The 14381-nt window shown below is 45.2% G+C and carries 11 protein-coding genes; 7 read left to right on the plus strand and 4 right to left on the minus strand.

The window, feature by feature from the left end:
• Nucleotides 1-3: 3 nt before the first annotated feature.
• The 3 genes from OO778_RS06465 to OO778_RS06475 form a co-directional block, all read right to left on the minus strand.
• Nucleotides 4-1365, minus strand: a complete 1362-nt coding sequence (locus tag OO778_RS06465; RefSeq protein ID WP_005396900.1) for an L-serine ammonia-lyase — start codon at nucleotides 1363-1365, stop codon at nucleotides 4-6.
• A 98-nt stretch (nucleotides 1366-1463) separates the two neighbouring features.
• Nucleotides 1464-2717: an aromatic amino acid transport family protein gene (locus OO778_RS06470; protein WP_005396901.1), complete on the minus strand. Its 1254-nt coding sequence runs from the start codon at nucleotides 2715-2717 to the stop codon at nucleotides 1464-1466.
• Nucleotides 2718-3061: 344 nt separating this feature from the next.
• On the minus strand, nucleotides 3062-3667 hold the full coding sequence (locus tag OO778_RS06475; protein WP_264911067.1) for a CoA pyrophosphatase: 606 nt from the start codon (nucleotides 3665-3667) through the stop codon (nucleotides 3062-3064).
• Nucleotides 3668-3909: 242 nt separating this feature from the next.
• Between OO778_RS06475 and OO778_RS06480 the strand changes: the two genes are divergently transcribed.
• Both OO778_RS06480 and OO778_RS06485 read left to right on the plus strand, forming a co-directional pair.
• On the plus strand, nucleotides 3910-4449 hold the full coding sequence (locus OO778_RS06480) for a heme NO-binding domain-containing protein (protein ID WP_012841652.1): 540 nt from the start codon (nucleotides 3910-3912) through the stop codon (nucleotides 4447-4449).
• A gap of 7 nt (nucleotides 4450-4456) precedes the next feature.
• Complete coding sequence (locus OO778_RS06485) at nucleotides 4457-6157, plus strand: ATP-binding protein (RefSeq protein WP_114323198.1); 1701 nt, start codon at nucleotides 4457-4459, stop codon at nucleotides 6155-6157.
• Nucleotides 6158-6526: 369 nt separating this feature from the next.
• On the opposite strand, the gene pabB is transcribed toward OO778_RS06485, so the two are convergent.
• Nucleotides 6527-7888: an aminodeoxychorismate synthase component I gene (gene pabB, locus OO778_RS06490; RefSeq protein WP_256935579.1), complete on the minus strand. Its 1362-nt coding sequence runs from the start codon at nucleotides 7886-7888 to the stop codon at nucleotides 6527-6529.
• A gap of 271 nt (nucleotides 7889-8159) precedes the next feature.
• Here pabB and OO778_RS06495 point away from each other — a divergent pair, with 271 nt between their 5' ends.
• The 5 genes from OO778_RS06495 (at nucleotide 8160) to tyrR (ending at nucleotide 14358) form a co-directional block, all read left to right on the plus strand.
• Entirely contained in the window at nucleotides 8160-9677 is a 1518-nt protein-coding gene (locus OO778_RS06495) for a fumarate hydratase (protein ID WP_005376905.1), read from the plus strand.
• A 173-nt stretch (nucleotides 9678-9850) separates the two neighbouring features.
• Complete coding sequence (locus OO778_RS06500; protein ID WP_012841654.1) at nucleotides 9851-10036, plus strand: hypothetical protein; 186 nt, start codon at nucleotides 9851-9853, stop codon at nucleotides 10034-10036.
• 263 nt (nucleotides 10037-10299) lie between these two features.
• Nucleotides 10300-11676 (plus strand): YcjX family protein, encoded by a 1377-nt coding sequence (locus OO778_RS06505; protein WP_264911072.1) that lies wholly within the window; start codon nucleotides 10300-10302, stop codon nucleotides 11674-11676.
• A complete protein-coding gene (locus OO778_RS06510) occupies nucleotides 11673-12713 on the plus strand; it encodes a TIGR01620 family protein (RefSeq protein ID WP_046876179.1) in 1041 nt (346 codons plus the stop codon). The genes OO778_RS06505 and OO778_RS06510 overlap by 4 nt, the downstream gene beginning before the upstream one ends.
• Nucleotides 12714-12813: 100 nt before the next feature.
• A complete protein-coding gene (gene tyrR / locus OO778_RS06515) occupies nucleotides 12814-14358 on the plus strand; it encodes a transcriptional regulator TyrR (RefSeq protein WP_104969575.1) in 1545 nt (514 codons plus the stop codon).
• Nucleotides 14359-14381: the final 23 nt, after the last annotated feature.

The following is a 14381-nucleotide window of genomic DNA, read 5'->3' on the forward strand; positions in this document are numbered from 1 at the left end:
ATATTAACAGATAACTTTTACTGCTAAGCCGCCTTGAGAAGTCTCACGGTATTTCGCGTTCATGTCTTTACCTGTCTCTAGCATGGTTTCGATAACTTTATCTAGAGAAACAGTAGGAGCAGAAGAACGACGCAGTGCCATACGAGTTGAGTTGATTGCTTTTACAGCTGCAATACCATTACGCTCGATACATGGAACCTGAACCTGACCTGCAACCGGGTCACAAGTTAGACCTAGGTTGTGCTCCATCGCGATTTCTGCCGCCATACATACTTGCTCTGGGCTACCACCCATAAGCTCAGCAAGGCCAGCTGCCGCCATAGAACATGCCACGCCAACTTCGCCCTGACAGCCAACTTCTGCACCAGAGATAGACGCGTTACGCTTGTAAAGGCCGCCAATAGCACCAGAAGCTGCGAAGTAACGGATGTAGTCTTTCTCAGTTACGGTTTGGATAAACTTGTCATAGTAAGCTAGTACTGCAGGGATGATGCCGCATGCACCGTTAGTCGGCGCAGTTACAACACGACCACCTGCTGCGTTCTCTTCGTTTACTGCAAAAGCAAACATGTTTACCCAGTCAACAACAGACATTGGATCGTTCGTTGTTTTTTCAGAAGTAAGCAGTTGCTGACGAAGTGCTGCTGCACGACGAGGCACGCGTAGTGGACCAGGCAGAATGCCTTCTTCGTTCATACCGCGATCCATACATTCGCGCATTGTGCGCCAGATGTTTGCGAAGTAAGTACGAGTTTCTTCGTCAGAATGAAGCGCATGTTCATTTTTCATGGTTAGCGCACTGATAGACAGGCCGCTTTCATGACATTGCTTTACAAGCTCTTCTGCCGTTGTAAACGGGTAAGGAACTTTTACTGGATTCTCAACTTCTTTACCGAAGTTTTCTTCATCAACGATGAAACCACCGCCGATAGAGTAGTAAGTTTTTGAGTACGCTTTTTCGTCATCAATCCAAGCGTGGATTTGCATGCCGTTTTCGTGTAACTCAAGGTTTGTTTTGTGGAAGTTCATTCCACCTTCACGTGGGAACGATACTGTGTGACAGTGCATGCCAACAGGAAGGCGTTCAGTTTCTTCTACGCGAGCGATAAAGCCCGGGATAGAATCGATATCAACTTTCTCAGGAGTGTTGCCTGCAAGACCCATGATGATAGCAATATCTGTGTGGTGACCTTTCCCTGTCAGTGATAGTGATCCATAAACGTCAACGGTGATTTTAGTGATGTCGCGCAGTTTTCCCATTGCACGAAGATCATCAATAAACTCTTTACCCGCTTTCATTGGGCCTACAGTGTGTGAGCTTGAAGGTCCAACACCGATTTTATAGATATCAAAAACACTAATCATATCGATTACCTCAGAAGAAAGCCTCCCAAGGGGAGTTGGGAGGCTTAATTTTATCGTTATATTTTTGGATTAATCATACCGTGCTAGGGCAGGGATGATTAAAGAGCGCCGTAGATTACAGAACTAATGGCAGCAAGACCACAGATTGCTGTGAAAATTTGCACAGGTGCTGAAGTTTTGTACTTAGCCATCGCTGGAACTTTTTGCATTGCGAAGATAGGCATCAAGAATAGGATTGCCGCAATCATCGGTGCGCCCATTGTTTCAATCATACCTAGGATGCTTGGGTTAACGATAGCAACGATCCAAGTTGTGATTACGATGAAGATAAGAGACATCTTCTCGATCTTGCTTACTGGCGATTTTGAACGAGATTTCACTAGACCAACTAGACCTTCATGCGCACCTAGGAAGTGGCCGAAGTAGCTAGAAGTGATAGCCGCGAAAGCAACCAGTGGACCTAAGTAAGAGATCAGTGGAGACTCATGAACGTTTGCTAGGTAAGAAAGAACAGAGATGTTTTGCTCTTGTGCTGTTGCTAGTTGCTCTGGAGACAGAGAAAGTACAACAGAGAAAACGAAGAACATTACAAAGCCCATTAGCATCATCGCTGCGCCACCAGTGATAGCGTCAGTTTTCTTAACTGCGTCATCACCGTATACACGACGTTGTTCTTTAGAGAACTGAGAAATGATTGGGCTGTGGTTGAAAGAGAACACGATAACAGGGATTGCTAGCCATACGATAGCTGGCATTGCACCCCAGTCAGGTGATACTTCCATCATTGAAGTGTTCCAACCAGGAATTAGGTACACAGACAGCGCTAGTAGGATGAACACTAGAGGGTAAACCATCGCTGAAGTTGCTTTCAGCATAAGCTCTTTACCGAACACTACGCCCGCTGTCATTGCAGCGATAAGTGCACCGGAAAGTAGCCAGCGAGGAATAGATTCCATACCCATTTGGTTAACTAGGAAAGAGTCAACCGTGTTTGTGATACCAACACCGTAGATAAGTACGATTGGGTAGATAGCGAAGAAGTAAGCGAACGTAATAAGGTTTGCGCCAGTCTTACCAAAGTGCTCTTCTACTGTGTCAGTGATGTCCGCTTCTGGGTTTTTCGCAGAAAGAACGAAGCGAGCTAAAGATTTGTGTGCGAACCAAGTCATTGGTGCTGCGATTAGGGCTAGGATTACTAATGGCCAAAAGCCACCTGCACCTGCTTTAATAGGAAGGAATAGTACACCGGCACCTACTGCCGTACCAAAAAGGGACAGACACCAGGTAAAGTCTTTGTAAGAAAACTTACTAGACGATTGTGCGGTAGAAACTGCAGAAGTAGTTGTATTCATTTTTTAGTTACTCATTTTGGGAACAGGAAATAAGTCGGGAGTAATTTTGCAAGATTTTACACTAGGAAAATTAGATCTAAATCATTTATTGCTTACGCTTATTGAATGATATGTCAAAAACCTGCTTTTTATCACGAAAATGATGTGCTACTCGTGATTTCTGCTAATGAGTAAAATTAGAAAAACTTATCGATAGGGCTGTTTGTATAAATTTATTTCACCGCAAGCGTTTGCGGTGAAAATGGCAAATTAATCTAATGTGAATGAATGTTTATGAAGCAACGTTTTATTAATATTGATGCGCATGATGATCGCATCCATAAAAATACCGATATCAGAAGTTTTTAATGTGAAATGATATGTTTTTGCATTGATTCGATGATTTGTGCGGTCATGCCCCAGATGAAATGCTGTCTATATGGGATAGCAAATACACGATGACTGCTGTTTTTTAGGTCAAACTTGGTGCTGTACAACTTTTTCGGATTCAGAATGTGGTTGGCAGGAACTTCAAAAACGGACTCCACCTCATTTGGATTTGGGTCAATATGCGTTTTATACTCAGGAGAAATAAAGGCCAAAAACGGTGTCACATTAAACTGACTAATCGTTGGCAATGTTGGAAGCTGGCCAAATACATGAATATGTTCATCTTCTATGCCGATCTCTTCTTTGGTTTCTCTTAATGCCGTATTGATTAGATGATGATCTTCCTGCTCAAACTTACCGCCGGGGAAACTGATTTGTCCCGGATGATGACGCAAGTGTGCTGCTCGCTTTGTCAAAATGACCTGTAGCCCCTCCGGGCGTTCTACAAAACCAATTAAGACCGCTGCGTCTCGCAGTGATTTTCCTTTCATCCATTTCAGTCGCGCGAGGGACTCTTTGTGGTAACCCGTTGGAAGCCGAAATTGAAAGTTTTGCAGTAATTGAGTTTTGTCGATAACCAAACCAAATCCTTATTTATTGTGCCTAACCACTATTTATTATACTCAATGGCCGCAAGAGGCGCGGTGCTATCGCCGTTGGTACGGTATTAAAGTATTAGTACGGCAATACCAAAGCACGTCCATTGGTTCTTTCCCTGCTTTGTGTCGTGGGTCTCACTCTGCTTGGGTATAATAATTTGAAACTTATAAGGTTATAAACCATTCTTTATTTTAAGACGTCACTATGGGGCAAGTATTGACTAATGAAAGGGATTATTTTCACCGAGTTCATGGAGTTAGTGGAAGAGAAGTTTGGTCTCGATGTGTTAGACCAAGTGCTCGACCTTTCTAATGACGAAGGGATTTATACTGCGGTTGGTAGTTACGATCATAAAGACTTGGTTAAATTGATTGTGAATCTCAGTAAAGTATCTGGCATTCCACCTGAACAACTGCAAGAAGTATTTGGAGAGTGCGTTTTTTTGAATTTACTTCGCTCGATTCCTAGTCACGCGAGTTTGCAGCAGTGTGAAACGACATTTCAATTTGTTCGCCATGTTGAAGATTTTATTCATGTCGAGGTCAAAAAGCTTTACCCAGATGCTAATCCTCCTCAGTTTGATTTTATCAGCGAGACTCAATCAAACATGGTGTTTGATTATCGAAGTGCGCGGTGCATGTCTCACGTATGTTTAGGTCTAATAAAAGGTTGCGCAGCGCACTTTGGTGAAGTTATTCATATCAAACACCAAAACCAGTCAGAAGATGGTAGCCAGGTTCGCTTTTGGTTAGAGGCACAATAAGAACGATATGACAGGAAGTTCCTCGCTAGAAAGGAAACTCAAACGAGAAATCGAATCAAGAAAAGCAGCTGAGCGGTTATTGGAGCAGAAGAGCTTCGAACTTTATGAATCTACTCAACAACTAAGTGTTGCTTTGAAAAAGCTTGAGTTGAAATCAAAAAAGGATTTACGCAAGTTTGAGTTCGAAGAGAAAGTTGACGCGACGCTGATTAAGTTTGGTCGAACTTTTCTGTCGAGCACGTTTGATGAAGCCATGATTGCCAGTTTTATTGAACAGCTCACTTCGAACTCAATCATTTCTGCGGCTTACTTACATCTTGATTCCACAAAACTCTCTTCTTTGCGCCGACATCATTTTGGTCATTTACAGCTTCGCCATGAGAATACGATTAAGACTGTCCCCAATTGGCAGGGGGAAAACTTGCATTTGCCTATCATCATTGACAAGCAAACAGTAGGGGAGTTGATCTTCTCTGTTCAGTTGGATCAAATCGATCAGTCGTTTATTTCCAAACAGATGGAGCTGGTATCGGATTTGGTTCATGGGGTCATTGGCCGTCATTTGAGTTTAGAGCGAGAAGTGGAGCTGCGAAAGCGGGCAGAGGAATCGGAAAAAGCGACGAAAGAGTTTGTCGCCATGATTAACCACGAGTTGCGTACACCTCTTAATGGCGTATTAGGTAGTGCTGAACTACTAAGTCGAACACAGTTAGGTGAAGAGCAACGCCATTACCTAAACAACTTGACTCAATCGGGAGACTTGTTGAGGGTCATCATTAACGATCTTCTCGACTTCAGCAAGATGAATGCCGGTATGATGGAAATCATCGATAAGGTCTTTGCTTGGGAAGAGCTTGAAAAAGCCATCATGGGCGTATTTTCAGCTAAAGCAGCAGAAAAGCGAATTCATTTCTCCATCGATAAAAAGCTCGGTATTCCCGAGTTTTTAGTTGGTGACTTAGAGCGAATTACACAGATCTTGGTCAACTTGGTGGGAAATGCTATTAAGTTTACTCATTTGGGTGGGGTGGTGCTGCGAGTGGAGTGGATAAACGGTATTGCGCATTTTGAGGTTGAAGACACGGGTATTGGCATCCCGATAGAAGCGCAGCCCTCATTATTTGACCCATTTGTGCAAGTAGATCGCTCGGCGAAGCGAAGTTTTGAAGGCTCAGGTTTGGGCCTTGCGATTTGTAAAAATCTAGTGGATTTGATGCAGGGCGAGATTAGCTTTGAAAGTGAAGAACGCAAAGGTACCACCTTTAAAGTATCTATTCCTCTAAAGGAGGGGCAAGCCCAAGGCGCAGCAGAGGGGGAATTAGCTACCATAGAGCGAAGTGATTTGGCAGGACGCTCAATATTGGTGGTTGATGACATCAGAATGAACCAAGTGATAGTTACTCAAATGCTGAAAAAACTCGACATTACGCCTGATTTAAAAGCCAATGGGAAAGAAGCTTTAGAAGCGGTGAAAAACAAAGATTACGAACTGATATTTATGGATTGCCGAATGCCAGAAATGGATGGTTATGAGGCGACGATGTACCTAAGAGAGCGTGGTTTCACCCATCCTATTATTGCCTTAACCGCTGGCACTACCATCGAAGAGCGTCAAAAGTGCATTGATTCAGGCATGGACGACATCCTCACTAAACCGTACACCGCAACCGATATTGAACAGATCATGTGTAAGTGGCTTGAGCAGTAGACGCTGCCTCTTAAAAAACGGATTCTTGTTAGCCAACGGCTAAAAGCCAAAGTACCTGTAAATAAAACACACAAAAAACGCTCCACACTGGATAATGCCGATCATTTAACGATGTTTTTTAGGTCATTCTAGCGAGCCTTGGCGAGACTAGGAATCTAATAGCAGCATGCTGAGCGGCTAATGAAACAAATTTGACCATAAAGTGCTCGGATAGAAGAGCCTGTATCACGCTCCTTCGTCGCGGTACAGGATGACGAGATACAGAAATATGCCACTCGCTGTTAAACGAGCGGCATTATCCGTAATGGAGGCGTTTTTGCTTGTTTTCGTTAGCAGGATTCATAGACCGTTGCCATTTGGCGAAACCTACTATTGCAGCGCTGGCAAAATCTTTGAGAGCTTATCCAACGTTTCTTGATATTCAGAAGCGCAATCGCTATCCGCAACGACGCCGCCGCCTGCCCAAGCGTACAGTTTGTGATTCTCCGCTACGAGAGTGCGGATGGTGATGCTGGTATCCATACGACCATGGCGAGAAATGTAGCCAATACTGCCGCAATACGCGCTGCGTCGGTGCGGCTCCAGTTCTTCAATGATCTGCATTGCGCGAACTTTAGGTGCGCCCGTAATTGAACCGCCTGGAAAACACGCTCGCAGCAAATCCGCAGGAGCGTATTGCTCATCCAAATTCGCACGAATGGTGCTCACCAAATGATGCACTGCGGGGAAGCTTTCAATCTCAAACAGCTTTGGCACGTGAACGCTACCCGGTGACGCAACTCGACCAATGTCATTACGCAGCAAATCGACAATCATTAGGTTTTCTGCCTGATCTTTTTCCGCTGTCTGCAAGTCATGGGCATTAGCGTTATCTTGCCTTGGATCTTCGCTGCGTGGTCGAGTACCTTTGATTGGTTTCGTTTCAATGACGCGATCTTTGAGTTCTAAAAAGCGCTCTGGAGAGATACTCAAAATCGAAGACTCTGGTATACGGATAAAAGCGGAAAATGGCGCTTGGTTGGCGGACTCTAATTTCAGATACGCTTGCCACTCACTGCCTTGATACGGTGCGTTAAAGCGTTGCGCCAAATTGATCTGATAGCAGTCACCGCTCAACAAGTATTCTTGCACCTTGTCAAAGCGAGTAGCGTAGCTCTCTTTCGTCATGTTTGACTGCCAATCACCAGACAGAGCGAAGTCTACGCTTTGCTCTGCTTCTTGCTCGTCTAACCATTGCCAAGCTTGCTCGATATTCTGACCGACTAGGCAGGCTTTTTTAAGCTTGTGGTCAACAACGACGGCCCATTCATACAGACCTACCGCCATATCGGGCGTGTTGAGATCCTTTTCGGCCAGTTCTGGCATCGTTTCTACGCGGCGACCTAAATCGTAACTGAAGTAACCGAGCGCTCCGCCGACAAAAGGCAAATCCAATTCTTTATTTAACTCAACGTGAGGAAGCCACTGTTCTTGCAACTGATGAAGCAGCGCAAATGGGTCATCTTGAGTTGAATAGCCATTCGATGGCGTTTCAACTTGTGTGTTGTCGGCAGTGGTTTCTAACGTTGCAATTGGGTTGGCAACCAACACATCGAAGCGGCTATCGATATGCGTTTCTGATGCAGAACGCAGCAACATCGCCCAAGGCAGGTGTTGAATGTGAGAAAAGAGGTGAAGAGCAAACTCTGGTGCGTATTCCAGCGCTTTAAAATCAATGAATTGATTGTCCATGTTGTTCATTTGTGTAATTTGTGACAAAGAGATCGTTCACTGCATGGCATGTCATGGGCAGCAAGAGTATCATATTCCTCTGTATAGCCAAACTCCCTCTATTCATAGGGTTTTGAGATGGTTTACAAGTAGGCGACTTCAGCGTTTCGTGTGTCGATATCAGCCGTTCGACAATTGTTTATAAAAAAACGAAGCTCAAAAGAGCAATAAGCTCAACAAACACGATTGAAGCCAAGCCAATAATGGAAGCATAACTATAACGAGGCATGTAATGACGGTAATACGCAAGCAGGATGTAATCAGCAGTGTCGCTGATGCGCTACAGTATATTTCTTACTACCACCCGCTAGACTTTGTTCAAGCTCTTGAAAAAGCCTACCATCGCGAAGAGAGCCAAGCCGCTAAAGACGCGATTGCTCAGATCCTAATTAACTCCCGAATGTCAGCAGAAGGTCACCGACCAATTTGTCAGGATACTGGCATCGTGACGTGTTTCGTCAACATCGGTATGGGCGTGCAATGGGACTCAACCGACATGACGGTTCAGCAGATGGTAGATGAAGGTGTTCGACAAGCGTATACGAACCCAGACAACCCGTTGCGTGCGTCAGTACTTATGGATCCTGCCGGTAAACGTATTAATACCAAAGACAACACGCCTGCTGTCGTACACATCAACATGGTTCCGGGCGATAAAGTTGAAATTCAGATCGCAGCGAAGGGCGGCGGTAGTGAAAACAAAACTAAGATGGTGATGCTAAACCCATCTGACGATATTGCAGAGTGGGTAGAGAAAACGCTACCAACAATGGGCGCGGGCTGGTGTCCTCCTGGCATGCTTGGCATTGGTATTGGCGGTACGGCTGAAAAAGCAGCGGTATTGGCAAAAGAATCTCTAATGGAACACATCGATATTCAAGAGCTTATTGACCGTGGCCCGCAAAACGCAGAAGAAGAGCTTCGTCTTGATATCTTCAATCGCGTGAACAAACTTGGTATCGGCGCGCAAGGCCTTGGCGGTTTGACGACTGTTGTCGACGTTAAGATCAAAACGGCGCCAACGCATGCCGCTTCTAAGCCTGTTTGTTTGATCCCGAACTGTGCGGCGACTCGTCACGTACACTTCACGCTTGATGGCAGCGGCCCAGCAGAGCTCACGCCACCTAAACTAGAAGATTGGCCAGACATTACTTGGGAAGCGGGAGAAAACACGCGTCGCGTAAACTTAGACACGATTACTAAAGAAGAAGTACAAGAGTGGAAGACAGGCGAAACCGTTCTTCTATCAGGTAAAATTCTGACTGGCCGTGATGCAGCGCATAAACGTATTCAAGGCATGCTAGATAATGGCGAAGGTCTACCAGAAGGTGTAGATCTAAACGGTAAGTTCATTTACTACGTAGGTCCTGTCGATGCAGTTGGTGATGAAGTCGTTGGTCCTGCTGGTCCAACAACATCAACGCGTATGGATAAATTCACCGATATGATGCTAGAAAAAACAGGCATCATGGGCATGATCGGTAAAGCTGAGCGTGGCCCTGCAACGGTTGAATCTATCAAGAATCACAAAGCGGTTTACCTAATGGCTGTCGGCGGTGCTGCGTACTTGGTTGCGAAAGCGATCAAGAAAGCTCGCGTTGTCGCATTTGAAGATTTAGGTATGGAAGCGATTTACGAATTTGAAGTTGAAGATATGCCAGTAACAGTGGCTGTAGACTCAAATGGCGTTAACGCGCACCAAATCGGTCCTGACACTTGGAAAGTGAAAATCCAAGAGATGGAAGCGTAAGGCAAACGGTAATCTTACATTGTCTCAGTAGAGAGAATGTGACAAGGTGCTGATTTACCTAGCAAACATTTGACAAAAGTGCAGCGAAAACTGCACTTTTTGTCTATATAATGTAGATATAAACCTCAGGGCATAGCAATCAAACGTTATGCGAACAATAATTAGGAGACGGCATGCCTCGTTTTATTCAGATTCTACAAATTATTCTTGCTGTAGTGGTAGGTGGCTTTGTTGGCTACGACTTGATCCTTCACGGCATCAGCATCTTTGATGAGAAGTACGTGACCATCACGTGTGTGTTGTGGCTGATTTTAGAAATCGCTCTATTTGTTATCTATAAATTAATCGAAGACGACTAGACTCAAAGAAAGCAGGTTTCTGTTCAACACAGTAATCAGCATAAATAGGGTCACTAATGCTTTAGTGTTGATTAAGTAAGCCTCTGAACCACTCAGGGGCTTTTCTTTTTTCATCCTGCTTTAAGCGAATGTTTTGTTCATCTTTTATTAAGGTATATAAAGTTAGACTCATAGAGTTCAGTATTGAAAGGTAAGTATTCATAGATTAATACCCGAAGTTGCTGATAACGTTGTTTTAGAGCGGAGCAAGATAAAGAAGCGCAATGAAAAGAATAAAGAAAGAAGTCAATGACTTTATCAACAGAGGTATGGATTCCAATGTTCGAATTGCCGTCACCGGACTTTCTCGTGCCGGTAAGACGGCATTCATCACGTCATTAGTGAATCAGCTCCTCCATACCGCTACCCATGATAATTTGCCTCTTTTGACTGCAGCCAGAGATAAGCGTCTTATTGGAGCGAAGCGTGAACCTCAAGCGAATATGATGGTGCCACGTTTTGCTTACGACGAAGCGATGAGCCAGATCCATGCGACCCCACCTCAATGGCCAGTACCAACACGGGATGTGAGTGAGATTCGCTTAGCGCTCAAGTACAAACCAAATAAAACCACGAAAAAGCTGTTGAGTAAAACCGCAATTTTAAATGTTGATATTATCGACTATCCAGGAGAGTGGCTGCTCGACCTGCCGTTATTGGACATGGACTTTGCGACGTGGTCGCAAACTCAGTTTGATGCACTTAAAGGCCAGCGTGGCGATTTAGCCAAAGCTTGGCTGTCTGAATTAGAAAAGGTGGATCTTTCTGCTGAAGTGAACGAGAAACTACTCGAGAAAGTTGCGCATACATACACCGAGTACCTTCATGCCTGTAAAGACGCAGGTCTTCATTGGGTACAGCCTGGCCGCTTCGTATTACCTGGTGAGCTCGCAGGCGCGCCAGTGCTACAGTTTTTCCCGTGTCGTGCTGATTCGGAAAGCAAGGCGCTTAAGGGCAGCAACTTGGCGATGCTCGAAGCGCGTTTTCAGGAATACCAACAGAAAGTAGTGAAAGCGTTTTATAAGCATCACTTTACGACCTTCGATCGCCAGATTGTACTTGTGGATTGCTTGCAGCCTCTCAATGCCGGCGATGAAGCGTTTTACGACATGCGCCAAGCGCTAGAGCAGATCATGCATAGCTTCCGTTATGGTCGTAGTAGCTTTTTGCGCCGTTTATTCTCACCAAAAATCGACAAAGTGCTGTTTGCTGCCACAAAAGCGGATCATATCACGCCCGATCAGCATCCCAATTTAGTGTCTTTGCTACAACAAATGGTGCATCCAGCGTGGCAAACCGCAGCCTACGAGAATATCGAGATGAGTTGCATGAGTATCGCTTCTATCCAATCAACCACGACGGGATTTATTTCTTCTGGAGATAAGACGATTCCGGCGTTACAGGGTACGACGTTGGATGGTGAGCCGATGACGATGTTCCCGGGAGAAGTGCCGAAAAAACTACCAAATGCGGCTTATTGGCAAAACAACGGGTTTGATTTTACGTCATTCCGTCCAATGCCCTCACCGAATGATGAGCCAGTGAAGCACATACGCTTAGACAAAGCACTGGATTACCTGATTGGAGATAAATTGAAATGAGTGAGTTGAAGCAAAAACAAGTTTTCTCTGAAAAGGCGATGGAAAAAGAGCAGCAATCGAATCAACCGGAGTTGACGGCGCAGCAAACATTCGGCGAAAAAGAAACATTCGTACCTGTTGAAGTTAAAGAAGAGCGCCAGGAGACCGAACAGGAATTGCAACTCGAGCATGTCATTCGTCCAAAACCGGGCAGAAAATGGCTTGCGACTGGCGCATTTGCCACCTTTGCTGGTTTGGTTGGCTGGCAAGCGGTGGACTCGGTTATAACCGCAATTCAAACTTCTGATTGGCTGGCTTTAAGCTGGACGGGGTTTATTGCTGCGATCGCTTCGCTTGGTTTAGGGGCGATGGGTAAAGAGCTTTGGAAACTGCGCAAACTACGAAATCATTTTAGTGTTCAAGAAGAAGCCGAAGCACTTGTTAATAGTGAGAGTGTGGGGAAAGGGAAAGCCTTTTGCGAAACAGTGGCAGAACAAAGTGGCGTGATGGCAGAGAACCCGGGCTTTGATCGTTGGCAGAACAGCATTAACCCAGCTCATAGTGATGCTGAAATCCTTGATATGTATGACTCGATGGTTGTGAGCCAACAAGACAAGTTGGCAACGAAAATCGTATCGCAGCACGCAACCGAGTGTGCGGCCCTAGTCGCGGTGAGCCCTCTGGCTGCCGCTGATATGTTGCTGGTGGCGTGGCGAAATTTCAAAATGATCGACAACCTCTCCAAAGTATATGGGGTAGAGCTAGGTTACGCCTCTCGCATCAAGCTACTAAAAGCGGTATTTGTCAATATGGCGGCGGCTGGTGCCAGTGAGCTAGCTATTGATGCCAGTATGGACTTGATGTCGATGGACCTTGCGGGCAAAGTCTCCGCTCGTGCGGGGCAGGGGCTAGGTGTTGGTATTCTAACGGCACGTTTGGGCTTGAAAGCGATGACCTTATTGCGTCCACTACCATGGTATCCTGACCGTCAGGTTAAATTGGGCACCATACGCAAGGCTGTGGCGGCGAAAGTTGCATCAATTACGATGAAACCGTAACGAATATCAACTTTGATGGATAGGATTGCTTGACGCCATTCCAAGCATGATAGAAACTACTGTCAACTTTTCCTGACAGTCGTGAATTGGGATATTTTCAGTGCGTCTTGAAGTCTTATGTGAAGATCGACTCGGCTTGACCCGAGAACTGCTCGATATTTTAGCGTCTAAAAGCATCGACTTGCGTGGTATCGAAATCGATATTAGCGGTATTATCTATTTGAATTGCCCAGATATTGATTTTGATACGTTTAGTGAGCTGATGGCTGAAATCCGCCGTATTCCGGGGGTGAAAGACGTACGTAAAATCCAGTTTATGCCGATGGAGCGCCACAATACGGAGTTGCTCTCGCTAGTTGATAACTTGCCCGATCCGGTTTTTGCCATCGACCTTAAAGGTGCCGTAGACATGGCAAACATGTCTGCACTTTCACTGCTTGGTCTTCACAAGCAAGAAGTAATTGGTACGCAGATCGGAGCTTTGCTGCCAAGTGTTCGTTTTTCTCGCTGGCCTGAAGGTGTGAATGGCAGAACGCGGGAAAACCTTGTGATTGATGGCTTGGACTATGTTCTTGAGTTGATGCCCGTTTATATCCGAGACGAAGCGCAAAACTCGACTCTAGCGAGTACTCTAATGACGATTCGCTCTAGTCAGCAAGTCGCAAGAATTGAAGAAGCGCTACCACTGCATAATCCTCTGGGTTTTGAGCACTTTGTTGGTATATCGAACCGTCATAAAGCGCTAATGAACCAAGCTAAGAAGCTGTCTGTGCTTGACCAGCCACTGTTAATTGAGGGCGAAACAGGGACCGGTAAAGAAATGCTTGCTAAAGCTTGCCACAGCCGTTCTAGTCGTGCGAGCAAGCCATTCTTAGTTTTGAGTTGTGCTTCGATGCCTGACGATGTAGCAGAAACCGAACTTTTTGGTCATGCGCCGGGTTCATTTAATCATGAACAAGGTCACAAAGGCATCTTTGAGCAAGCAAATGGCGGGACAGTATTTCTTGATGAAATCGGTGAAATGAGTTCGCATCTTCAAATCAAGCTGTTACGTTTTCTACAAGATGGTAATTTCCGTCGTGTCGGTGCAGAAGATGAGATGCATGTCGATGTTCGTATCATCGCTTCAACAAAACATAACCTTGCCGAACTTTCTGAGGCAGGAATGTTCCGTGAAGATTTGTATTATCGTCTCAACGTACTTACGCTCAGCATTCCTCCGTTACGTAAGCGCTCAAATGACGTTGCGCCATTGCTTGAGTTGTTTGTGGCGAAACATGCTCAACAGCTTGGTATTGATAAGCCAGAGTTTGATGATGGCCTAGTTGATGCCCTTGCAAATTATCAGTGGCCAGGAAACATGCGCCAGCTGGATAACATGGTTCTTCGAGCACTCACTGAAATGGATGGTGGTATACTAAATGCGGAGCACTTCAATTTACCTCAGCCTCAATCAGTCGGCGCTGGTAGTGCGACGCTTAACATCGACGGTTCATTGGATGAGATCATGCGTGACTATGAATCTCAGGTTCTGGAGCGTTTGTATCAGTCATTCCCATCAAGCCGCAAGCTTGCTAAGCGCTTAAATGTATCGCATACCTCAATCGCTAATAAACTGCGTGATTACGGTATCCGCAAGAATTAATCGAATTGAACGAAAAGACGGAA

The sequence above is a fragment of the Vibrio sp. STUT-A16 genome, from assembly GCF_026000495.1.
Classification (GTDB): domain Bacteria; phylum Pseudomonadota; class Gammaproteobacteria; order Enterobacterales; family Vibrionaceae; genus Vibrio; species Vibrio diabolicus.

Bases quoted from the DNA above. Each gene is read 5' to 3' on its own strand.
- OO778_RS06465 (WP_005396900.1), bottom strand. From the start codon at position 1,365: ATGATTAGTGTTTTTGATATCTATAAAATCGGTGTTGGACCTTCAAGC.
- OO778_RS06470 (WP_005396901.1), bottom strand. From the start codon at position 2,717: ATGAATACAACTACTTCTGCAGTTTCTACCGCACAATCGTCTAGTAAG.
- OO778_RS06480 (WP_012841652.1), top strand. From the start codon at position 3,910: ATGAAAGGGATTATTTTCACCGAGTTCATGGAGTTAGTGGAAGAGAAG.
- OO778_RS06485 (WP_114323198.1), top strand. From the start codon at position 4,457: ATGACAGGAAGTTCCTCGCTAGAAAGGAAACTCAAACGAGAAATCGAA.
- pabB (WP_256935579.1), bottom strand. From the start codon at position 7,888: ATGGACAATCAATTCATTGATTTTAAAGCGCTGGAATACGCACCAGAG.
- OO778_RS06495 (WP_005376905.1), top strand. From the start codon at position 8,160: ATGACGGTAATACGCAAGCAGGATGTAATCAGCAGTGTCGCTGATGCG.
- OO778_RS06500 (WP_012841654.1), top strand. From the start codon at position 9,851: ATGCCTCGTTTTATTCAGATTCTACAAATTATTCTTGCTGTAGTGGTA.
- OO778_RS06505 (WP_264911072.1), top strand. From the start codon at position 10,300: ATGAAAAGAATAAAGAAAGAAGTCAATGACTTTATCAACAGAGGTATG.
- OO778_RS06510 (WP_046876179.1), top strand. From the start codon at position 11,673: ATGAGTGAGTTGAAGCAAAAACAAGTTTTCTCTGAAAAGGCGATGGAA.